The sequence below is a fragment of the Massilia sp. CFBP9026 genome (assembly GCF_034045165.1).
Taxonomy (GTDB): Bacteria; Pseudomonadota; Gammaproteobacteria; order Burkholderiales; family Burkholderiaceae_D; genus Telluria; species Telluria arenae.
This window is the reverse complement of the sequence record NZ_JAXCWH010000003.1, coordinates 415,251-435,414: the sequence shown is the minus strand read 5'-3', so window position 1 is coordinate 435,414 and position 20,164 is coordinate 415,251. Positions and strand designations below refer to the sequence as shown.

19 protein-coding genes are annotated in these 20,164 nt (G+C 65.5%); 10 read left to right on the top strand and 9 right to left on the bottom strand.

What is annotated here, in order from left to right; translation table 11 throughout:
• Positions 1-22: 22 nt before the first annotated feature.
• From SOM28_RS10310 to flgB, 8 genes are all read right to left on the bottom strand, one after another.
• Entirely contained in the window at positions 23-1,135 is a 1,113-nt protein-coding gene (locus SOM28_RS10310) for a flagellar basal body P-ring protein FlgI (RefSeq protein WP_320468043.1), read from the bottom strand.
• A 15-nt stretch (positions 1,136-1,150) separates the two neighbouring features.
• Positions 1,151-1,804: a flagellar basal body L-ring protein FlgH gene (locus SOM28_RS10305; RefSeq protein ID WP_320468042.1), complete on the bottom strand. Its 654-nt coding sequence runs from the start codon at positions 1,802-1,804 to the stop codon at positions 1,151-1,153.
• A gap of 10 nt (positions 1,805-1,814) precedes the next feature.
• Positions 1,815-2,597 (bottom strand): flagellar basal-body rod protein FlgG, encoded by a 783-nt coding sequence (gene flgG, locus SOM28_RS10300; protein WP_123067758.1) that lies wholly within the window; start codon positions 2,595-2,597, stop codon positions 1,815-1,817.
• Between the two features lie 64 nt (positions 2,598-2,661).
• Positions 2,662-3,402 carry a flagellar basal-body rod protein FlgF gene (flgF, locus tag SOM28_RS10295; protein WP_320468041.1) on the bottom strand — a complete coding sequence of 247 codons (741 nt, stop codon included), beginning with the start codon at positions 3,400-3,402 and terminating at the stop codon, positions 2,662-2,664.
• A gap of 160 nt (positions 3,403-3,562) precedes the next feature.
• A complete protein-coding gene (locus tag SOM28_RS10290; protein WP_320468040.1) occupies positions 3,563-5,098 on the bottom strand; it encodes a flagellar hook protein FlgE in 1,536 nt (511 codons plus the stop codon).
• 40 nt (positions 5,099-5,138) lie between these two features.
• Positions 5,139-5,855: a flagellar hook assembly protein FlgD gene (locus tag SOM28_RS10285; protein ID WP_123067761.1), complete on the bottom strand. Its 717-nt coding sequence runs from the start codon at positions 5,853-5,855 to the stop codon at positions 5,139-5,141.
• 13 nt (positions 5,856-5,868) lie between these two features.
• Positions 5,869-6,270 carry a flagellar basal body rod protein FlgC gene (flgC, locus tag SOM28_RS10280; protein WP_071361650.1) on the bottom strand — a complete coding sequence of 134 codons (402 nt, stop codon included), beginning with the start codon at positions 6,268-6,270 and terminating at the stop codon, positions 5,869-5,871.
• Between the two features lie 14 nt (positions 6,271-6,284).
• Positions 6,285-6,701: a flagellar basal body rod protein FlgB gene (flgB, locus tag SOM28_RS10275; protein WP_123067762.1), complete on the bottom strand. Its 417-nt coding sequence runs from the start codon at positions 6,699-6,701 to the stop codon at positions 6,285-6,287.
• Positions 6,702-6,867: 166 nt separating this feature from the next.
• Here flgB and flgA point away from each other — a divergent pair, with 166 nt between their 5' ends.
• The 4 genes from flgA (at position 6,868) to SOM28_RS10255 (ending at position 9,937) form a co-directional block, all read left to right on the top strand.
• On the top strand, positions 6,868-7,569 hold the full coding sequence (gene flgA, locus SOM28_RS10270; RefSeq protein ID WP_123067763.1) for a flagellar basal body P-ring formation chaperone FlgA: 702 nt from the start codon (positions 6,868-6,870) through the stop codon (positions 7,567-7,569).
• 117 nt (positions 7,570-7,686) lie between these two features.
• The gene (gene flgM / locus SOM28_RS10265; protein WP_147934366.1) at positions 7,687-8,001 is read left to right on the top strand and encodes a flagellar biosynthesis anti-sigma factor FlgM; all 315 of its coding nucleotides are present in this window, start codon (positions 7,687-7,689) and stop codon (positions 7,999-8,001) included.
• Between the two features lie 3 nt (positions 8,002-8,004).
• A complete protein-coding gene (locus tag SOM28_RS10260) occupies positions 8,005-8,475 on the top strand; it encodes a flagella synthesis protein FlgN (RefSeq protein WP_123067764.1) in 471 nt (156 codons plus the stop codon).
• 226 nt (positions 8,476-8,701) lie between these two features.
• Entirely contained in the window at positions 8,702-9,937 is a 1,236-nt protein-coding gene (locus SOM28_RS10255) for a GGDEF domain-containing protein (RefSeq protein WP_123067765.1), read from the top strand.
• Between the two features lies 1 nt (position 9,938).
• Here SOM28_RS10255 and SOM28_RS10250 read toward each other — a convergent pair whose 3' ends face one another.
• Positions 9,939-10,823, bottom strand: a complete 885-nt coding sequence (locus SOM28_RS10250) for a LysR family transcriptional regulator (protein WP_320468039.1) — start codon at positions 10,821-10,823, stop codon at positions 9,939-9,941.
• A gap of 115 nt (positions 10,824-10,938) precedes the next feature.
• Between SOM28_RS10250 and SOM28_RS10245 the strand changes: the two genes are divergently transcribed.
• From SOM28_RS10245 to SOM28_RS10220, 6 genes are all read left to right on the top strand, one after another.
• Positions 10,939-12,054: an NADH:flavin oxidoreductase gene (locus SOM28_RS10245; RefSeq protein ID WP_320468038.1), complete on the top strand. Its 1,116-nt coding sequence runs from the start codon at positions 10,939-10,941 to the stop codon at positions 12,052-12,054.
• 97 nt (positions 12,055-12,151) lie between these two features.
• The gene (locus tag SOM28_RS10240) at positions 12,152-12,589 is read left to right on the top strand and encodes a hypothetical protein (RefSeq protein WP_320468037.1); all 438 of its coding nucleotides are present in this window, start codon (positions 12,152-12,154) and stop codon (positions 12,587-12,589) included.
• Between the two features lie 263 nt (positions 12,590-12,852).
• Positions 12,853-14,208 carry a chloride channel protein gene (locus tag SOM28_RS10235; protein ID WP_320468036.1) on the top strand — a complete coding sequence of 452 codons (1,356 nt, stop codon included), beginning with the start codon at positions 12,853-12,855 and terminating at the stop codon, positions 14,206-14,208.
• A gap of 481 nt (positions 14,209-14,689) precedes the next feature.
• On the top strand, positions 14,690-15,724 hold the full coding sequence (locus SOM28_RS10230; RefSeq protein ID WP_123068367.1) for a DUF4214 domain-containing protein: 1,035 nt from the start codon (positions 14,690-14,692) through the stop codon (positions 15,722-15,724).
• Positions 15,725-15,894: 170 nt separating this feature from the next.
• Positions 15,895-17,769: a glycosyltransferase family 2 protein gene (locus SOM28_RS10225; protein WP_320468035.1), complete on the top strand. Its 1,875-nt coding sequence runs from the start codon at positions 15,895-15,897 to the stop codon at positions 17,767-17,769.
• A 16-nt stretch (positions 17,770-17,785) separates the two neighbouring features.
• Positions 17,786-20,128: a glycosyltransferase family 2 protein gene (locus SOM28_RS10220; protein ID WP_320468034.1), complete on the top strand. Its 2,343-nt coding sequence runs from the start codon at positions 17,786-17,788 to the stop codon at positions 20,126-20,128.
• Positions 20,129-20,164: the final 36 nt, after the last annotated feature.

The window sequence follows — 20,164 nt, the reverse complement described above, 5'->3', positions numbered from 1 at the left end:
GGCAGGTTAATTTGAGATGCGATCAGATGATTTCGAGTTCGGCGCGCAGCGAACCGGACGCCTTCAGCGCCTGCAGGATGGCCAGCAGGTCTTGCGGGGTGGCGCCGATCGAATTCATCGCCTTCACCACTTCGGCCAGCGAAGCGCCGCCCTTCACGTTGAGCACCTGGCCCGGTTCCTTTCGGATCTCGACGCTCGGATTCTGGGTCACGACGGTGGCGCCCAGGGTGCCCGGATTCGGCTGGCTCACCTGGGTGTCGTTGCCGATCGTGATCGACAGGTTGCCGTGCGAGATCGCGCAGTCGTCCAGCATCACGGCCTGGTTCATCACCACCGAACCGGTGCGCGCGTTCATGATTACCTTGGCCGAGGCCAGCGGCTGCTTGACGTCGATCTGTTCCAGCTGGCCCAGGAAGGCCACGCGCTGGTCGCTCGACGACGGGGTGCGCACGCGCACCACGCGGCCGTCCAGGGCGGTCGCGACGCCAGGACCGAACTGGTCGTTGACAGCTTCCACGACGCGCGCCGCGGTGGCGAAGTCGGTCTCTTTCAGTTCCAGGCGGATCTGGTTGTCGGCGCCCAGGTTCGAGGCCACCGCGCGCTCGACGGTCGCGCCGCCCGAGACGCGGCCCACCGACAGGTGATTGACCTGCACCTGCGCGCCGCCGCCCGGGGCTTGCGCGCCGACGCCGCCGACCACCAGGCTGCCCTGGGCCATCGCGTACACCTGGCCGTCGGCGCCGTGCAGCGGCGCCATCAGCAAGGTGCCGCCGCGCAGGCTTTTCGCGTTGCCGATCGACGACACCGTGACGTCCAGCGTCTGGCCCGGCTGGGCGAAGGCCGGCAGCGAGGTGGTGACCATGACGGCCGCCACGTTCTTGAGCTGCAGCTGGACGCCGGGCGGCAGGTTGACGCCCTTCTGCTGCAGCATCGCCTTGATCGACTGCACGGTGAATGGGGTCTGCGTGGTCTGGTCGCCGGTGCCATCCAGGCCCACGACGATGCCGTAGCCGGACAATTGGTTCTGGCGCACGCCGGCGATGGTCGCCAGGTCCTTCAGGCGCTCGGCCTGGGCTACTGGAGCAGTTCCCCCGAGCACGGCGGCGAGCAGCATGAAGACGGTGATTTTACGCATGGGATTCTCTAACAATCAGAACGGCAGCATCGACAGGAAGAAACGCGACAGCATCGAGGTCACCTCGGCGCGGTCGAGACGGCTGTTGGTGCGGTATTCGACCCGCGCATCGGCGATCAGCGCCGACGAGACCGTATTGCCGGCCTGGATGGTGTCCGGGCTGACCATGCCCGAGAAACGGATGAACTCGGTGCCCTTGTTCATCGCGACCTGCTTTTCGCCGGCCACGATCAGGTTACCGTTGGGCAGCACTTCGGTGACGGTCACGCCGATGGTGCCGGTGAAGTTGTTCGAGGCGCTCTGGTTGTCGCCGTCGGCAAACTTGGTGCCCGACTCGAGGTCGACACCGGCGCCGATGACGCCAGCCAGCAGGCCAGGCGCGGTGAAGCTGGCGCTGCCGGTCTTGTTACCCGAGCTGGCGCCGGCCTTGGTGGCGCTGGTGCGCTCGCTGATGTTGACGGTCAGCAGGTCGCCGATATGGCGCGCGCGGCGGTCTTCGAACATCGGGCGGTAGCTGTTGACGTTGAAGATGGCGCCATCGGTGGCCGGCGCGTTGTCGACCATCATCGGACGGGCGCTGGTCGGGCCTTGCACGATGGTGGTCGGCGCGGTATTGCAACCGGCAAGCAGGACCACGGCTGCAACCAAGGACAGGGACAGGATTTTCATGAGGACTGGATTAGAGCTGCGACAGTTTCTGGAGCATCTGGTCGGACGTCGTGATCGCCTTGCTGTTGATCTCGTAGGCGCGCTGGGTCTGGATCATCGCGACCATCTCTTCGACCACGTTGACGTTCGAGGCTTCGACGTAACCCTGCATCAGGTTGCCGGCGCCATTGGTGCCAGGCACGTTCAGGTTCGGCGCGCCGGAGGCGGTGGTTTCGACGTACAGGTTCTCGCCGCGCGACTCGAGGCCGGCGGGATTGATGAAGGTGGCCAGCTGCAGGGCGCCGATCTGGGTCATCGCGGCTTCGCCGGCGATCTTGACCGACACGGTGCCGTCACGGCCGACGCTGATCGATTCGGCATTCACCGGCACGGTGATGGCGGGCTGGACCACGAAGCCGCTCGAGGTGACGAGCTGGCCGTTCTGGTCTTTCTGGAAGGAGCCGTCGCGGGTATATGCCTGGGTGCCGTCCGGCATCATGACCGGGAAATAGCCAGGACCGTTGACCATGACGTCCTTGTCATTGCCGGTCAGCTGGGGATTGCCCTGGGTGTGGATGCGCTCGGTGGCGACGGTGCGCACGCCGGTACCGATCTGCAGGCCCGATGGCAGGTTGGTTTGCTGCGACGACTGGGCGCCCGGCTGGCGCACGTTCTGGTACAGCAGGTCCTCGAACACGGCGCGCGACTTCTTGAAGCCGTTGGTGCTGACGTTGGCGAGGTTGTTCGAAATGACGTCCAGGTTGGTCTGCTGGGCTTCCAGACCGGTCTTGGCGATATACAGCGAACGAATCATGGCATTCTCCTATTGGTGGCAGGCGAACACCGCCACGCACAATAGAATTATGCCGGGGCAACTATCAATTCAAAGCGAGGATCTGGGTCGCTTTTGCGGCGTTATTCTCGGCGTTCTTCAACAGGCTCATTTGCGTGTCGAACGACCTTGCCAGGGAAATCATGTCGACCATGCAATCGACCGGATTGACGTTGCTGCCCTCGAGCGCGCCGCCCGCCACCCGCACATTGGGGTCGAGCTGGGCGTTGCCGCCATCCTTCAGGCGGAACAATCCGTCGTCGCCGCGCACCAGGTCGCCTTCCGGCGGGTTGACCAGCTTCAGGCGCCCCAGCACGGCCGGCGCAGCCGGCGAATCGACGTTGGAGATGGTCGAGACGGTGCCGTCGCCGCCGACCGTCACGGTGGCGTCGGGCGGAAGCGTGATCGGACCGCCCTCGCCGGCGATGGTCTGGCCGGATGCCGTGGTCAGCACGCCGTTCGGACTCATCTGCAGCGAACCGTTGCGGGTATATGCCTCGGTACCGTCCGGCATCTGCACCGCCAGCCAGCCCTGCCCTTTCACCGCCACGTCCAGGTCGCGGCCCGTGACCTGCAGCGCGCCCGACGAAAAATCGTTGCCGGCGGTCGAGTCGACCACGAAGGCGCGCGTCGGCAGGCCCGGGCCCTGCACCGGCGCGGCGCGGAACACGTCCATCTGGGCGCGGAAGCCGGTGGTGCTGACGTTGGCCAGGTTGTTCGAGGTCGTGGCCTGCTGCTCGAGGATGTGCTTGGCGCCGGAGGCGGCGGTGTAGATCAGGCGGTCCATGGTGTGGTCCTTAGTTTGTTGCGGTAGTGCGGCAGTGTGTTACGTCGTTGGTGCGCGAGCGTGCGTTGAACGCGTGGACGGGAGACCCGTCCACCCTACGATGCAGGCGGTAGGGTGGACGGCTTGCCGTCCACGCGTTCAACCACCGCCGGCATGATCATTAACGCAGGTTCACCAGCGTCTGCAGCACCGAGTCCTGCGTCTTGATGGTCTGCGCATTCGCCTGGTAGACGCGCTGCGCGGTGATCATGTTGACCAGTTCGGCGGTCAGGTCGACGCTCGAGGCTTCGGTCGCGCCCGACTGCATCACGCCCATGCCGCCGGTGCCGGCGGTGCCGATCAGCGCAGTGCCCGAGGCGGCCGATTCGGCCCAGGCGTTATTGCCCAGCGACTCCAGCCCGTTCGGGTTGGTGAAATTGGCCAGGATCACCTGGCCCAGCGGCTTGGTCTGGCCGTTGCTGTACTGGCCCAGGATGGTGCCGTCGGCGCCGGTGGTGAAGCGCTGCAGGGCGCCCGGCTTGTAGCCGTCCTGGTCCAGGCGGCCTTCGCTGGTCGGGCCGCCGTACTGGGTGCTGTTGGTGAAGTCGAAGGTCACCGGGATCTGCAGTTCGGCGCCGGTGGCCGGCACCACCGGCAGCGACGTCGAGAACTTGCCGTTGAAGCCAGGCGAGGTGCCGCTGGTCGCCATGTTCAGGGCGCCATTGGTGTCGAAATTCAGGGTGCCGAGCTTTGCCGCAGGCACTTTGAGCGCCTTCAGGATGGCCGCATCGACCTGCTCCGGCGTGGTGCCCGGCACGGCGGCGGCGGCGTTGGCGGCGGCGGCGATGGCGGCCTGGTCGTCCGCGCTCATCGTGGTGCCGGCGGCTGTGTAAGCGGCGAGTGCGCGGGTCAGCACGGCGCCGGAAGCGGCGGTTGCATATGCAGTGATCGCGGCGCCCTTGCCGGCCGTGGCCGCGTTGTCCCATGCCGTGCGCGCGGTCTGCGTCGGACCGTCGGTCAGCGTGACGCCGGCCACGTCCAGCGCGGTTTTTTCGGTGCCGCCCATGCTGGTGTAGACATCCCAGGTGCCGGCTTCGGTCTTCACGTAATACAGTTGCAGGGTATGCGGATTGCCCAGCGTGTCATACGTGGACATGGCGCTCTGCTTGTTGTACGAGAAAGGATCGGCCGCATTGAACGGCTTGTTCTTCGGCGGTTCGACGCGCGAATCGAGCTGGATCTCGGCAAAGATGTTCTCGGTGACCTTCGGCGGCTGGTCCGAGGTGTCGATCTTGATCGGCACCGGCGCGCCGGCGGCCAGTTGGCCGTTCGGGCCCAGGCCGTAGCCGGTCAGTTTCGCGCCCTGCGCATTGACGATGAAGCCCTGCTTGTCGAGCGAGAACTGGCCATTGCGCGAGTATTGCACCACGCCGGCCTGTTCGATGCGGAAGAAGCCGGCGCCGTTGATGGCGATGTCGAGCGGATTGCCCGAGGTTTCGATATTGCCCTGGTTGAACTGCTGGGCGACGGCCGCCACTTTGACGCCGATACCGGCCGAAATGCCGCCGGCGCCGTTGAGCGCGTTGGCGTAGACGTCGGCGAACTGGGTGGTCGAGCCCTTGAAGCCGACCGTGCTGGCGTTGGCGATATTGTTGCCGATGACGTCAAGCGATTTTGCGGCGCCGTTCAAGCCGCTCAAGCCTTGTTGGAAAGACATGGTAATACTCCTGAATAAGTAAAAGGCGTAAGCGGCTTGCTTACATGACTTGCTTGATGTCGGCGAGGGTCACAGCACCCTTGCCAGGAAGATTGAGTTTGACGCCATCCTTGCCGCCGGTGGTGACACTGGCGACGCTGTCGAAGGCCAGCGTCTTGACGTCCTTGAGCTTCTCGCCGCCGCGCGAAGCCTCCACGCGGAAGGTATAGGCGCCGTCGGGCAGCGCGATCGGCTTGCCGTCGGCGTCGACCTTGGTCGGGTCGGGCACGCCGTCCCAGGCGATCGGCAGGATGCCGGCTTCCTGTTCGCCCAGCTCGATCGAGGCCACGTCCTTGCCGGTCTTGGAATCGACGATGGTGATCTGCACCTTGTCGGCCGGGGTTTCCAGCTCCAGGCCCAGGATCGCCTGGCTCTTGTGCAGCAGGATGTTTTCGCCCTCGACCAGCACGCCGGCGCCGATCAGCTGGGTGGCCTGCAGCGATTCGGTCGACTGGTAGCTGGCCTTGAGCGATTCCAGGGTCGTGTTCAGCTTGTTCACGCCGGTCACGGTCTGCAGCTGGGCCAGCTGGCTGGTCATCTGCGCATTGTCCATCGGATTCAATGGATCCTGGTTCTGCAGCTGGGTCACCAGCAGGGTCATGAACTTGTCGGTGTCGGCCTGGACGCCATCGACTTCGGCTTTCGGCTTGGCGTTCATTGCCGACTGCAGGTCGGAGATATTATTGGCGGCACTCTGGGTGCTGATCGGGCTGGTCATGATGAATAAAAGTTTATTGTCCGATGGTCAGGGTCTTGAGCAGCATGGTCTTGGCTGCGTTCATGGTTTCGACGTTGGTCTGGTAGGAGCGCGAGGCCGACAGCATGTTCACCATCTCGTCGACCACGTTCACGTTGGGCATCGACACATAACCCTTGTCGTCGGCCATCGGATGCTTGGGATCGTAGACCTGCTTGAGCGGCGACGGGTCTTCGACCACTTCGCGCACCCGCACGCCGGTGGCGCCCGAGGCGGTCGGCACCGATTCGAACACGACCGCCTTGGCGCGGTAGGCTTCGCCGGTGGGCGACGTGGCGCTGTCGGCGTTGGCCAGGTTGCTGGCGGTGGTATTCAGGCGCTGGGCCTGGGCGCTCATCGCCGAGCCCGACACATTGAAGATATTAAATAGCGACATAATCAGTCAGCTCCTTATTGGCTCTGCAGCGCCGTCATCAGGCCCTTGAGCTGGCTGTTGATCATCATGACCCCGGCCTCGTAGCGCAGCGCGTTGTCGGCGAACTGGTTGCGCTCGACGTCCATGTCGACGGTATTGCCGTCGACGCTGCCCTGCACCACACCGCGGTACATCACCGGCGTGCCATTGGCCAGGGTGTCGCCGGTGGCGGCGCCGCGCGGCATATGGTTATTGCTGGTGGTGTTCATCGCGCCGGCGTTCTTGCCGCCCGCCATCGCGTTCTGCAGGGCGCTGGCGAAGTCGATGTCGCGTGCCTTGTAGTTGGGCGTGTCGGCGTTGGCGATGTTCGACGCCAGCAGTTCCTGGCGCTGCGAGCGCAGGGACAGTGCGGTTTCATTGAAACGCAGGTAGTTGTCGAGATTGCCGATCATGCTGCCTCCGATGGTGGCTTGTTTGGACAGAAGCGATGATACGGACCCTGCCTGCCGGCCAATCGACGAATAAGGAGGTGGAAATCCCCCGCTATTCAATGTTTCGCTACGGAATCATTGGATCTAAGATTGCAGCATTCCCGATGTCCCTTCAACTGGAATCACTATGAAACAGCAATTTGTCGCTTTTTCGCTGCTGGCTTTGCTGGTTGGCGGCGCCCAGGCGCAACAGACGCCCGGCGCCGCGCGCCAGAAGCCGGAAAGCGTGCGCGCGGTCGCCGAACAGTTCCTGAAGACCCAGAGCGCCGGCCTGCCGGGCCAGGTGACGGTGAAAGTGGGCGGGGTCGACCCGCGCCTCTCCCTGCCGGCCTGCCCTGCGCCGGAAGCCTTCCTGCAACCGGGCGCCCGTCCCTGGGGCAAGACCACGGTAGGCGTGCGCTGCAGCGCCCCGGCCTGGTCGCTCTATCTGCAGGCGCAGGTGAGCGTGGTGGCCGACTACGTCGCCGCCGCCGTGCCGCTGGCCCAGGGCCAGCCGCTCGATGCGAGCCAGCTGGTGCTGGTAAAGGCCGACATCGCCGCCATGCCGAACGGCATCATCACCGACGTGGCGCAGGCGATCGGCCGCACCCCGACCATCTCGCTGCCGGCCGGCACCGCGTTGCGCACCGACACCCTGCGCAGCCAGCAGGTGATCAAGCAGGGCCAGGCGGTACGACTGGTATCGCGCGGTTCGAACTTCTCGGTTTCGAGCGAAGCGAAGGCGATCAACAACGCCAGCGACGGCCAGGTGGTGCAGGTGCGCACCCAATCCGGCACCGTCGTCAGCGGCCTGGCGCGCAACGGCGGGATGGTGGAAATAGTGCTGTAAAGAAATTGTGATTTTGACGCGTCTATTTCGTGATTGATCGCTAAAGTTTGTAAAGGCGCAGCCGTTACAACAAGCAGATCCCGGAGCTTGTAGCTTCGAACCGAGAAGGATGATGCTGTGAAAATCAACGATACGCTCAAGGGCAACCCTGGCCTCCAGCCGGCGGCCACGCAGACGAATACCGCGCGTGGCGCCGACAAGGCCGCAACGACGGCGCCGACGACCCAGGCGCAGACCGACAGCGTGCGGCTGTCCTCGCAAGGCCAGGCCATGGCCAATGCAGTGGGCGGCGGCGCGCAGGTGTTCGACGCGAAGAAGGTCGAACGCATCAAGATGGCCATCGCCGATGGCCAGTTCCAAGTCAACTCCGAGAAAGTGGCGGACGGCTTGCTAGAAACCGTACGTGACTTGCTCCATTCAAGACAACGCTAAACCATGACGCCGAGCCCGATCCAGACTATTGCCGCAGAACACCAACACCTCGATGCCCTCGTGGCATTGATGAAACAGGAACAGCAATCCCTGGTCGCGCTCGACGCCGACGAGCTATCCAGCCTGACCACGCAGAAGAACGCCCTGCTGGCCAGCCTGTCGAGCCTGTCGCAACAGCGCCACGCGGCGCTGCAGGCAGCCGGATGCGAAGGATCGGAAGCGGGCATGGAGCCATGGCTGGCCGCCAGCGACGATGGCGAAGTGCGGGAACAATGGCAACGCATGCTGCACGTGGCCCGCGAGGCCAAGGAACTCAACCGCGTCAACGGCATGCTGATCAGCAAGCAACTGGCGCACAACCAGGGCGTGCTCAACGCCCTGCGCACCCCGACCAATGCGCCGACCGGCGCGATCTACGGCGCCAGCGGCCAGACTGTTGGGCTGGGGGTGTCGAAGCGGTATGTGGTCGGCTGAAGAGTCACGATAAACATTCCTGCTGGCAAAACATTAGCGGCATAATGCTGCTTCATCCGTATCACGGAACCCCAGCACGTCGTTCCCGCGCAGGCGGGAACCCAAGTTTTTTGCGTCATCGGTACGCTGGCAAGCTTAGGTTCCCGCCTGCGCGGGAACGACGTGCTGCCGCTAACTGTGAAAATTCTTTTGCTATCTTAGCGGCCCGATCCATAGGCTGTTTCCCATGCTCGCCACCCAGCAGATCTTCCTGATCGCCGCCCTGCTCTGCTTTCTCGTCTTCCTGGCCCTGCTGGCGGCCGGATCGGAGAACGTGCGGGGCATGCGCGCGATGCTGGCGTCCACCGTGCTGGGCCTGGCTGGCAACCTGCTGTACGCCTTCGGCCGTGAACTGCCGCCGCTGCTGGCCTATGAAGTGGCGAATATGGCCTATGCCGGCGCCGGCGCGGCGCTGGCGGCCGGCTACCGCCAGCTGGCCGGCCTGCCGGCCCGCATCAAGCCATTGGCCCTGCTGGTCGGCGCCGTCGGCCTGCTGATCGCGCTATTCCATTACCGTATCGATTCCTTCGCCGCGCGCAGCGCCGTTGCGTCGCTGTTCCAGGCGGCCGTCTGCGCCGACATCGCGCGCAGTGTGCTGGTGCGCCGCGGCGCCGGCCTGGCGCAGCCCCTGGGCGGACCGCCGGCGCGGCAGGCGCCGGCCACCCTCGACAAGGTGCAGCGCTTCGTGCTGCTCATGTGCGGCCTGATTGTAACGGGCCACGCGGTGCGCATGGCCTGGCTGCTGCTGGCGACCGAACCGCCTGGCTCGCTGCTGCAGCCGAGCATCGCCAGCCTGGCGATCCTGACCGCCGCCGCGCTGGCGCTGCCAGCCCTGACCCTCGGCGGCCTGTTGACCATGCACCGCTACATCCTGCACCAGGCCGAGTACATCGCCAACCACGACCACCTGACCGGCGCCTGGTCGCGCAAGGCCTTCTTCGACATCGCCGAGCGCGAGCTGGCGCGCAGCCGGCGCAACGGCCAGCCGCTGGCCCTGATGCTGATCGACCTCGACCATTTCAAGGCAATCAACGACAGCGGCGGCCACGAAGCCGGCGACGTCGCCCTGCAACTGGTGGCCGAACGCGCCCGCGCCTCGCTGCGCGCGGTCGACTGCATGGCGCGCCTGGGCGGCGACGAGTTCGCGGTGCTGCTGCCGGACACCACCCTGGCCCAGGCCTGCACGGTCGGCGACAAGCTGCAGGCCGAGCTGCGCCAGTTGGCCGCCGCCCTGCAGCGCCATGCCGGACAACCGCCGCTGACCCTGAGCATCGGCGTGACGGCGACCCAGGCCGACGAGCCGTTCAAGGCGACCCTGGCGCGCGCCGACGCCGCGCTGTACGCGGCCAAGTCGGCCGGCCGCGACAAGGTGATCGCGCTGGCGCCGCAGCTGCAGCCGGTGCGCCCGCGCCAGGCAGGCTGATTCAGCCGCCCAGGCGGACCAGCTCGTCCTCCAGCGCATCGAGGAACACCTTGACCCGTTCCGGCACGTAGCGCCGGGTCGGCGTCACGGCCCACACCGACAGCACTTCCATCGCCGCATCCTCCAGTTCGACGCGCACCAGGCTGCCCGCGCGCAGGTGTTCATGCACGTCCCAGAACGTCAGCATCGCCAGGCCCAGCCCCTGTACGGCGGCGGTGCGCGCGGCATCGACGCTGCTGGTGAGCACGCGGGCATCGACCCGCCTGCGCTGCAGGCTTGCGCCCACCACGAAGGGCCAGCGCGCCACCGCGTGCAGGCCGATGCACTGGTGGCGTTCGAGATCGGCCAGGGTGGCGGGCGTGCCGTGCGCGCGCAGGTAGCGCGGCGCCGCGCACAGCAGGCGCGGATTGGCGGCCAGGCGCCGCGCCACCAGTTCCGAATCGCCCAGGGTGGCCACCCGCAGCGCCAGGTCCAGGCCCTGGCCGACGATGTCCTGCACCCGGTCGGACAGGTCGAGGTCGACGCGCAGGTCGGGATGCCGCTCGAGCAGGGACGGCAGCAACGGCAGCACGATCGCCTGGCCGAACACGCTGGGCGCCGTCAGGCGCAGCAGGCCGGAGGCGCGCGTGGCGCTGGGCCGCAGCGCGCCGCGCGCGCTCTCCTCGGCCTCGGCCAGGGTGGCTGCATACGGTGCGAAGGCCTCCCCTTCGGCGGTCAGCGCCAGCGAACGCGTGGTGCGGTGAAACAACCGCACGCCAAGCTCGGCTTCGAGCGCGGCGATGCGGCGCGAGGCCTGCATCGGCCCGATATCGAGCCGGCGCGCGGCCGCCGACAGGGTGCCGCCGGCCGCCACCGCAAGAAAGATGCGTACATCCAAAATCTGCATGTTTATAACCGAATACGTTAAAGCGGCTGCACGCCACCCCGTCTTTATCGTCCGCCGGCGCTCGCCTACCATGGCTTCATCGTCGTTAAGCGACACCAACCGAGCGAGGACCGGCATGAACGATTCCCTGAACCAGATTTTATCCGCAACCGATATAAAAGGCGCCAAGCTGCGCAACCGGCTGGCGGTGGCGCCGATGACCCGTGTCTCCGCGACGCCGGAAGGCGCCCCGACCCAGGCCATGCATGACTACTACCTGCGCTTTGCCCGCGGCGGCTTCGGCCTCGTGATCACCGAAGGCCTGTACACCGACGGGGCGTTTTCGCAAGGCTACCTGAACCAGCCCGGCCTGGCCGACGACGAACAGGCGCGCGGTTGGGCGCCGATCACGGCGGCGCTGCACGAACAGGGCGCCCTCGCCTTCGCCCAGCTGATGCATGCCGGCGCGCTGAGCCAGGGCAATCGCTTCCGCAGCCACGGCGTGGCGCCGTCGGCCGTCCAGCCGAAGGGCCAGCAGATGACCTTTTACTACGGCAAAGGCGAGTATGCCGTGCCGCACGAGATCGGCGAGGAAGAGATCGCGCAGGTCGTGCAGGGCTTCGTCGACAGCGCCGTGCGCGCGGTAGGCATCGCCGGCTTCGACGGCATCGAGATCCACGGCGCCAACGGTTATCTGCTGGACCAGTTCCTGACCGCGCACACCAATCTGCGCACCGACCGCTGGGGCGGGCCGGTCGAGCAACGTGTCGGCCTGCTGGTCGAGGTGCTGACGGCGGTCAAGGCGGCCGTGGGCGACCAGGCGCCGGTCGGCATCCGGATCTCGCAAGGCAAGGTGAACGATTTCACCAATAAATGGCCCGGCGGCGAGCACGATGCACAGGCGATCTTCGGCGCACTGGCGCGGGCCGGCGCCGACTTCATCCACGTTACCGAGTTCGAGGCATGGCAACCGGCCTTCACCGATGGCGGCGACAGCCTGGTCGCACTGGCGCGCAAACATGCACCGGGCGTGCCCATCATCGCCAATGGCGGCTTGCATGACGCGCAACGCGCGGGCCAGGTGCGCGCCGCCGGCGCCGATGTGCTGGCGCTGGGGCGCGGCGCCCTGGCCAATCCCGACATGCCGGGATTGTGGCAGCGCGGTCTGGCGCCGCGCGCCTTCGACAGCGGCATCCTGGGACCGATCGCCGACATCAAGAAAAGTGAGCTGGCATTGGCTGCGACCGATTGAACGGAAAGTCCTACGCGCAGGCGCTCTGCCCTCCTATTGGGAACGATGGCAGGCAGACCCAGATGATTATTTTCTCAGCTATGCCAAGGAGCGCATCATGGAAGATAAGAAATCGAAGGACATCCAGCAGGACAATCCGGACCAGGGCCTGCGCCAGGGCCGCGCGGATTCCTATGCGGGCTTCGTGACCGACGACCAGGACGGCACGTCGAGCATCGGCTCGGGCAACCAGCAGTCCGGCGTCAACAGCAACTTCGCCAAGGCTTCGCCTGAAAGCAATGTCGGCCCGGCGGGTGCGGCGCAGAGCAGCCATGGCAATGCGTCGGGGCCGCTTCCCGGCGGCGTGCTGGGCAAGGCGGAAGCCGGGCAGAACAGCCAGTCGGCGATCGGCGGCGCGGCGACCGGCGGCTCGCCGCGCACCCATCTCGACCGCGCGGCGCAGGATTATGTGGGGCGGGCCAGTAATGACAAGATCAGTGAGCGGCTGGCGGATGGGGCCGAGAGTTCGGGGACGCCGGGGGATGGGCCGCGATAGTTTGGCAGCCTGAATTCAAGCGGGCCTTCATTCTGCCTGTAGCCTCTGCACGTCGTTCCCGCGGAGGCGGGAACCTAAGTCCGTTGCGCAGTCGATCTGTTCATATATTCCGTCAGCTCGAGCACACTTAGGTTCCCGCCTTCGCGGGAACGACGGGGTGGTGCGAATTTCGGCTAATGTGTTTAGTGTCGTAATTACGCACCAAACAGCAATACATTCGTACAAATGTTTATAATGATGGCTTCCCCTATTCACCGGCCATCATGCCGCCCGAACCCTCTTCGCACGATGTGCGCTCCGCCTTCCGGCGTGAATTCGTTTCCCCTCATCTCTGGCGCACCCGGATCGTCGTGGTCAGCATGGCCGCCATCGCCGGCCTGGTCGTGGTCGCCTTCACCTGGCTCGCCGAATCCGCCTTCGGACGATTCCAGCAACTAAATGACCTGGCATGGTGGGCGCCCCTGATATGGACGCCGCTGTGCTGCGCCGCAATCGTCTGGGTGACGCGCCGTTATGTGCGCGGCGCGGGCGGCTCCGGCATCCCGCAAGTAATGGCGGCGCTCGATCCCGCGCTGTCGGGCGGACGCCGCCCCCTCCTCGTTTCGCTCAAGCTGAGCCTTGCCAAGATCGGCCTGACCTCGGCAGGCCTGCTGGGCGGCTTGTCCCTGGGACGCGAAGGCCCGTCGGTGCAGATCGCGGCCGGCGTGATGCTATCGGCCCGGCGCTGGTTGCCACGGCGCAGCGGCATCAGCGCGCACTCCTTATTAGTGGCGGGCGGCGCGGCCGGCATCGCCGCCGCCTTCAACACCCCGCTGGCGGGCATCATGTTCGCGATCGAAGAACTGTCGCGCACACCTGAGCAGCGCAATAGCGGCCTGATCGTGGCGGGCATCGTGCTGGCCGGCCTGATCGCCGTCTCGGTCCATGGCAACGGCCCCCACTTCGGCGTGATTCATCCCGGCCCGATCGGCCTGGCGCTGCTGTGGCCGGGACTGCTGGCCGCCGTGGTGTGCGGCTTCGCCGGCGGCCTGTTCGCGCGGGTGCTGCTGGCCAGCTTGCGCGGCACCTCGCCCGACCTGCCCAGCCGCTGGCGCGCCCGCCATCCGGTGCGTTTCGCGCTCGGCTGCGGCCTGGCGGTCGCCGTCATCGGCATCGTCAGCGGCGGCGCCACCTATGGCAGCGGCAATGAAGCCACCCGCAGCCTGCTGGAGAACGAGTCCAGCGTGCCGGTCGCGTTCGCCCTGTTCAAGTTCGCCGCCACATGGCTGACCGCCTGGTCGGGCGTGCCTGCCGGGATTTTCGCGCCATCGCTGTCGATCGGCGCCGCCCTGGGCCACGACATCGCCCTGCTGACCGGCTATCCGCATGCGCCAGCATTGATCGCGCTCGGGATGGTCGGCTTCCTGGCTGCGGCGACCCAGGCGCCGTTGACGGCTTTTATCATCGTCATGGAGATGGTCGATGGACATGAAATGGTGCTGAGCCTGATGGCTTGTGCCGTGGTGGCGAGCACGGTGTCGCGGGTGCTCGGACCACCGCTTTATGGGGCGCTGGCGGCGATTCAATTGCCTCCGCGACCGGTGCGCCAGACAAGCGATAGCAGCGAACAAGCGGGATAGCACTCCATCAAGTGTTCATGCCGCATAGCAGCAACACTACCTAAAAATGTTTCGACAAGGTAATACTATTGGTATAGTGCATTTATCTGTCCGTAATTTCGTGTCATTTGCGCGTAAATACATCATGCACAATTGAATACATTTTTTAGCCATGAAACAATCGGAGAGTTTTGTTGAAGAACGATCCATGTAGAATCCCGACGATTGCGCACTGCATCATGGAAACTCTGTGAATCGGTGGAGTCAAGATTGCTGGCCTGTAGTGATAACGCTCTCAACTTGACCCGTTGCAATGACGGCGAAGCTCGTGCCGAACTCTTCGATCTGTATCGATTTCCCGTCAGCAGTATTGCCTCGGGAGCCGCCCCAGTCACGACGGGCCCACGATATCTAGGGTGCGCAAGCAAGGTCCACAGGCATTGCTTGTGTATCTGGAGCGTCCGGTCATGCCGGGAATTTTGATCCTACTTAGGAGTAGTAAATGTACGATACCAACGCCACCGCGATCAGCAACCAGCTGAAATCCACTTCGGCGACCTTCTTCACCGATGACACGATCGCCAGCATCCTGGATCTGATCTCCACGCCTAACAACAGCACAATCGTTGCCAACAACGTCCAGGCTTCGAACAACACCACCATTAGCGATGCCGCTGGCGTCGATATCGTGTTCGTGGAGACCTCGGCTACCGAGCGCACGAACGTCAACGTGACTGCCGACATCCCGGCAATCTTCTTCCAGGGCGCAGGCGGCGTGAATGCAAGCATCGGTGCTGCTCCAACACCGAGCGCTGAAGGCAACTCGTCGGCAGCTATCGTTGCCGGTGAAGAAATCGTGCGTGTCGTGGTCGGTACCGCAGGCGCCGACACCATCACCATCGTCGACGGCAAGAACACCCAGGTGGTCGCCGGTGACGAAGACACCGTCGTCGCAGGTTCGGGCCGCACCCTGGTGATCGCAGCCGAAGGCAGCAGCACCGTCGTGGGCAACGACAAGACCGTCGTCCAGGCAACGGGCGCTGAAGAAGACTTCGTCATCACCACCGCAGACGGCAAAGCCACCATCGTCAACGCCGCGACCGGCGTGTCGGTGACCATGAGCGACGTCGACTTCGTCCAGCTGGATGGCGACGATGTCCTGATCTTCGCTGCCAACGAAAAGCAGGCAGCCGTGGCCAACCTGTACCACGCACTGCTGGGCCGTAACGCGGACGCCGGCGGTCTGGAGTTCTGGTACGACCACGCCGATGGCACCACCACCCTGCACACGATCGCCTCGGGCTTCCTGGAGTCGGCCGAGTACACCGCCCTTGACCAGGATGACGCCGAATTCGTCGCCGCCCTGTACGAAGGCCTGTTCGACCGCACCGACGCCACCGGCGCCGCGTACTGGCTGGAGCGCCTGGAAGACGGTGCGTCGCGCGCAGACGTGGCAACCGCATTCGCGGAAGCGTCGGTCGACGGCGACGAAGTGGAGATCGTCGGTTCGGTCACCATCATCGACCCAACCGCGTAATCTGTAGCACGATGCAACACCCAAAAGGGGGCCCTGCCCCCTTTTTCCTCTCTACGTGCACGTCCCGCCTGCGGGACGATGCACTTCTGACGCGAGCTGTGGAATTGTTCACGGCTGGCCAGCACGCCGATGCGCTACTGGCCGCCGAGTACGTATGCCGCCGCTTGCCCATGAACCGCATCCCCGCCATCCTGCGCGCCAAGATCCTGCAAACGGCCTATCCGTTCATGGCATCCCGCGCCTGGCACGCTGCATGGCTGAGCGAAGCGGAGAATCCCCTGTTGCAGGACATCATGCTGCAGACCTGGCTGAAGGACGGCGGCCGCGCCGACGTCGCCAGCCTGGGCCCGGCCTTCCTGCCCGCGCGCTGCCGCGCGGGGCGCCATGACAGCCTGATGCCCATCCTGCGCGCGGCCGGCGTCACCCATACCGGCGCCTGCTGGAAGAATGGCGACGCGATCGAAGCGATGGTCTTCCTCGGCACCGCCGGCAACAACGCGCCACGCGCGACCCTGCTACTGTCCGACGAAACCACCCAATACCAGTTCGAGGTGCCCGGCGACGGCGCCCGCGTGCGCCTGATGCCGCCGCGCCCCGGCGCCGTGTGGTCGATCACCCTGCTGCAACCCGACGGACGCCGGCAACTGCTGCCCGGATCGCCGCTGGCGTTCTACGAAACGCCAACCATTCGCGCTGGCGCGGCGCCAGCCGCGACGAATCCTGCCGAGACCGATATTCGGCCGGTATCGATCGTGATCCCCGTCTACCGCGAGCTGGCGCTGGTGCGCGCCTGCATCGAGAGCGTCAAGAGCAGCCTGCCGCTCAACCAAACCCCGGCCCGGATGGTGGTGGTGGACGACTGCAGTCCGGAACCCGCGCTGTCGGCCTGGCTCGACAAGCAGGCTGCGGCTGGCGCCATCACGCTGCTGCGCAATGCCTGCAACCTCGGCTTCATCGAGACGGTCAACCGTGGCATGCGCGCCCACCCGGACCACGATGTGCTGCTGCTCAACGCCGACACCCAGGTGCACGGCGACTGGATCGACCGCCTGGCGCGCGCGCTGTATGCGACGACTGACGTCGCCTCCGTGACGCCATGGACCAATAACGGTGAGATCAGCAGCTTTCCGGTGATGAGCCAGGCTGCGCCTGCGCCTGACACGCGCGAACTCGCGCTGCTCGACCAGGTGGCGGCCGAAGTGCGCGCCGCCCCGGACGGCGCCGACATCGAGCTGCCGTCCTGCTGCGGTTTCACGATGCTGATCCGGCGCACGGTGCTCGACGCCGTCGGCATGCTGGACGGCACCGCGCTCATCCGCGGCTACGGCGAAGAAGTCGACTGGTGCATGCGCGCCCGCGCTGCCGGCTGGCGGCATCTGCAGGCCACCGGTGTCTTCGTGGCGCACGAAGGGACGGTGTCGTTCCGTGCCGAGAAGACGCTGCGCGTGGCGCAGAACCGGGGCGTAGTGGTGGCGCGTTATCCCGATTATTACTCCGAGTTTTCGGACTTTACGCGCAACGATCCCCTGTCCGGCGCCCGCGCGCAGTTGCGCGATGCGCTGGCCCAGTCGCGCGCAGCCGGCTGGCTGCGCAAGGCCGACGCCGCGCAGCACACCGCCGCCCTGCCGCAAACGGTGGCGAAGAAGCCCTTGCCGGCGACGCTGCCTGCGCTGCCGTCATCTGTGCAGCGCATTGCCGTCTGGCGGCATGATCCGCTGGCGCCAGTGGCCCGACAAGTGCTGGCGCTGGCGCGCATGCTTGCCAGCCGGCCGCAGCTACATTTGCGGCTGCTGGTGATCGGCGGCGCGAGCGACGCGCTCCTTCACACCGGCGTAGTCGACCACGTACCGGAACTCCAGGGCGATGCCCTGGCGCTGCTGGACGACGTGCGCCTGCTTCAGATAGCCGGCTGCCGCGCCGTACTGACCGATGACCCTGCGGGCCTGCCTTCCAAGCTGCGTCCCGTGCTCCTCGACGACGGCTTCAATGCCGCCGCCTGGCTGAACGACTGGCTTACCCGCAACGCAGGCGCCAAGGCCGCCTGATTTCTGCTTTCCCTGAATGAAAAACGAATCCGAAATTCTTGATGAGGCGACTGTCGGCGCCGCGCGTTGGCATGGCGCGCTCGATGGCATGTATAAACAGCTGGTGTACGGTTGGGCCGTTGACCGGAATCGTCCTGACGCACGTGTGATCGTTGAGATCTGCCGCGACGATGTGCCTATCGCCTGCATCCTGGCCGATGTGGCGCGAACCGATCTGGCTGCGGAGCTGGAGGTACTCGGCGCGCCTGACTTGTGCCATGGCTTCGTGGCCGATCTCGGCGCGCTCCCGGCTTCGTCCGGCGGCGTCATCTCGGCACGCGTGGCGAATACAGAGGTTACGCTGACGGGCGGCTTCCGGCTCGAGGAATCGAAGACACCGCCTGCGGCCGCCATCAATAACGTCGTCGGAGACGGCGGCCTGCGCCTGCATGGCTGGGCGCTCGACCCCGCCGACCAGAAAAGAACCGTGACGGTGCGCGCGTTCGTCGGCAACGAGATGGTGGCGCAAGCCGCCGCCAATATTATCCATCCTTCGATGCGCGGCTATATCGACGGCGCGCACGGATTCGACCTGGCACTGCCGGCGTCGTTGGCCGATGGCGCCGTGCACAGCGTGCGCGTGGTGGATGACGAGGGACGGTCGATAAACGGCAGCCCGTTGACGATCTGCTGCTCGATGGATGGCCTGGTCGGCCTGCTGCCGGACGACGCCGACGAACTGCTGCTGAAGGTGGCCGATATCTATCAGCGTCACCTGCCGCGCAGTCTTCCCATGTCGGCCTGGCCGGAATGGTCGGCGCGATTCGATCGTGAGGGCCCGACCACCCTGCCGGCATTGACGACAGCCGTAATTGTGACAGGAGAGGCAGACGCAGAGGCGCTGGAGCGCACGCTAGCCAGCCTGGAGTCGCAGCACGGCATGACCGTGCAGGTCTTCTCCGACCAGCCATTCGCGGCCCTGCTAGCGCAGGCGCTGGCATCAAACTGCGATGTGCTCTGCTGCGTACGCACCGGAGACACCCTGGCACGGCATGCGCTGGCTTGGGCGTTGGAGGGATTCGCGCTGCCACAGGCACAGGTGGTGTATACCGACAGTGAAACCAATGGCACGCCGTGGTTCAAGCCGGCGTGGAATCCTGACTATGCGCTGGCCAGCGACTATCCGCTCGATCTGCTGCTGGTACGTGCAACAACGGCAAAATGCCTGCTTGAAGTGCACGATGCCGCCGACTTCGCCTGGTCGGCGTTGGCCGCGGCTTGGTCGCAAGGCTCTGAAACCATCGTGCACGTGCCACGCGTGCTGTTGCAAAGAGCCTCGCCGCCGGATGCTGCCGAACAGTCCGCACGCCTGGCGGCCGCCACGCGCGCCTTGGCCGCAGTGTCGCCGCAGGCCGTGCTGGAAGAGCTGGACAGTATCTCGCCCGGCAGCGCGCATTCCGCGCGCCGGGTCCGCCATCCGCTGCCAACCGGCGCACGCGAATTGACCGTTAGCCTAGTCATCCCGACGCGCGACCGCGCCGACCTGCTTCAGCGCTGCATCGACACCATCCGGCACTTCACCGACTGGCCAAAACTTGAAATCGTCGTGATCGACAATGGTTCGGCCGAAGCAGCCACGCATGCCTATTTTGCCGCGATCTCTGCGCAAGGCGTGCGGGTACTGCCGATGCCCGGCCCCTTCAACTACGCGGACCTGAACAACCGAGCGATCGCCCAGGCCAGCGGCGACATCATCGGTCTGGTCAACAACGATATCGAGGCGCTTCACTCAGGCTGGCTGGACGAGATCATGGCCCAACTGTTGCGCCCCAATGTCGGCGCAGTCGGAGCCAAGTTGCTCTGGCCAAACGGCATGGTGCAGCATGGCGGAGTGTTGCTCGGCGTCGGCAACGTTGCCGGCCACTTCGGCAACCGCCTCGCGGACGCGGACTGGGGCGACCATGGACGAAACCAGCTGGTGCAGCAGGTCAGCGGCTGCACTGCCGCCTGCCTCTTCCTGCGCAAGACTGACTACCTCCAGCTCGGGGGCATGGATGCGAATGCGTTCCCGGTCGCCTTCAACGACGTTGACCTGTGTCTGAAAGTGCGGGCATCGGGCAAGGCGATCGTCTGGACCCCATACGCCAAGCTGCTGCACGCCGAATCGGCCAGCCGCGGGCACGAAGACACGCCACAGAAGAAGGCGCGCGCGCAGCGCGAGGTCGATCAGCTGCGGATGAAGTGGAGGCATGTACTAATGCGGGATCCGGCGTATCACCCGGCACTCAACCTGGATCCGAATAGTCATGCATTTGGTGGGGTGGCACTGCCGCCGCGGGAGCGATCTCCAAGAAGGTCCTCATTGCCGAGCGAACGATAGGACCAACACCGACCAATGCCGAAGTGCTGCGGCCCA

Bases quoted from the DNA above. Each gene is read 5' to 3' on its own strand.
- flgF (WP_320468041.1), bottom strand. From the start codon at position 3,402: ATGGACCGCCTGATCTACACCGCCGCCTCCGGCGCCAAGCACATCCTC.
- SOM28_RS10225 (WP_320468035.1), top strand. From the start codon at position 15,895: ATGAACCGCATCCCCGCCATCCTGCGCGCCAAGATCCTGCAAACGGCC.
- SOM28_RS10285 (WP_123067761.1), bottom strand. From the start codon at position 5,855: ATGACCAGCCCGATCAGCACCCAGAGTGCCGCCAATAATATCTCCGAC.
- flgC (WP_071361650.1), bottom strand. From the start codon at position 6,270: ATGTCGCTATTTAATATCTTCAATGTGTCGGGCTCGGCGATGAGCGCC.
- SOM28_RS10235 (WP_320468036.1), top strand. From the start codon at position 12,853: ATGCCGCCCGAACCCTCTTCGCACGATGTGCGCTCCGCCTTCCGGCGT.
- SOM28_RS10240 (WP_320468037.1), top strand. From the start codon at position 12,152: ATGGAAGATAAGAAATCGAAGGACATCCAGCAGGACAATCCGGACCAG.
- SOM28_RS10260 (WP_123067764.1), top strand. From the start codon at position 8,005: ATGACGCCGAGCCCGATCCAGACTATTGCCGCAGAACACCAACACCTC.
- flgB (WP_123067762.1), bottom strand. From the start codon at position 6,701: ATGATCGGCAATCTCGACAACTACCTGCGTTTCAATGAAACCGCACTG.
- SOM28_RS10255 (WP_123067765.1), top strand. From the start codon at position 8,702: ATGCTCGCCACCCAGCAGATCTTCCTGATCGCCGCCCTGCTCTGCTTT.
- SOM28_RS10245 (WP_320468038.1), top strand. From the start codon at position 10,939: ATGAACGATTCCCTGAACCAGATTTTATCCGCAACCGATATAAAAGGC.
- flgG (WP_123067758.1), bottom strand. From the start codon at position 2,597: ATGATTCGTTCGCTGTATATCGCCAAGACCGGTCTGGAAGCCCAGCAG.
- SOM28_RS10250 (WP_320468039.1), bottom strand. From the start codon at position 10,823: ATGCAGATTTTGGATGTACGCATCTTTCTTGCGGTGGCGGCCGGCGGC.
- SOM28_RS10220 (WP_320468034.1), top strand. From the start codon at position 17,786: ATGAAAAACGAATCCGAAATTCTTGATGAGGCGACTGTCGGCGCCGCG.
- SOM28_RS10310 (WP_320468043.1), bottom strand. From the start codon at position 1,135: ATGCGTAAAATCACCGTCTTCATGCTGCTCGCCGCCGTGCTCGGGGGA.
- flgA (WP_123067763.1), top strand. From the start codon at position 6,868: ATGAAACAGCAATTTGTCGCTTTTTCGCTGCTGGCTTTGCTGGTTGGC.
- SOM28_RS10305 (WP_320468042.1), bottom strand. From the start codon at position 1,804: ATGAAAATCCTGTCCCTGTCCTTGGTTGCAGCCGTGGTCCTGCTTGCC.
- SOM28_RS10230 (WP_123068367.1), top strand. From the start codon at position 14,690: ATGTACGATACCAACGCCACCGCGATCAGCAACCAGCTGAAATCCACT.
- SOM28_RS10290 (WP_320468040.1), bottom strand. From the start codon at position 5,098: ATGTCTTTCCAACAAGGCTTGAGCGGCTTGAACGGCGCCGCAAAATCG.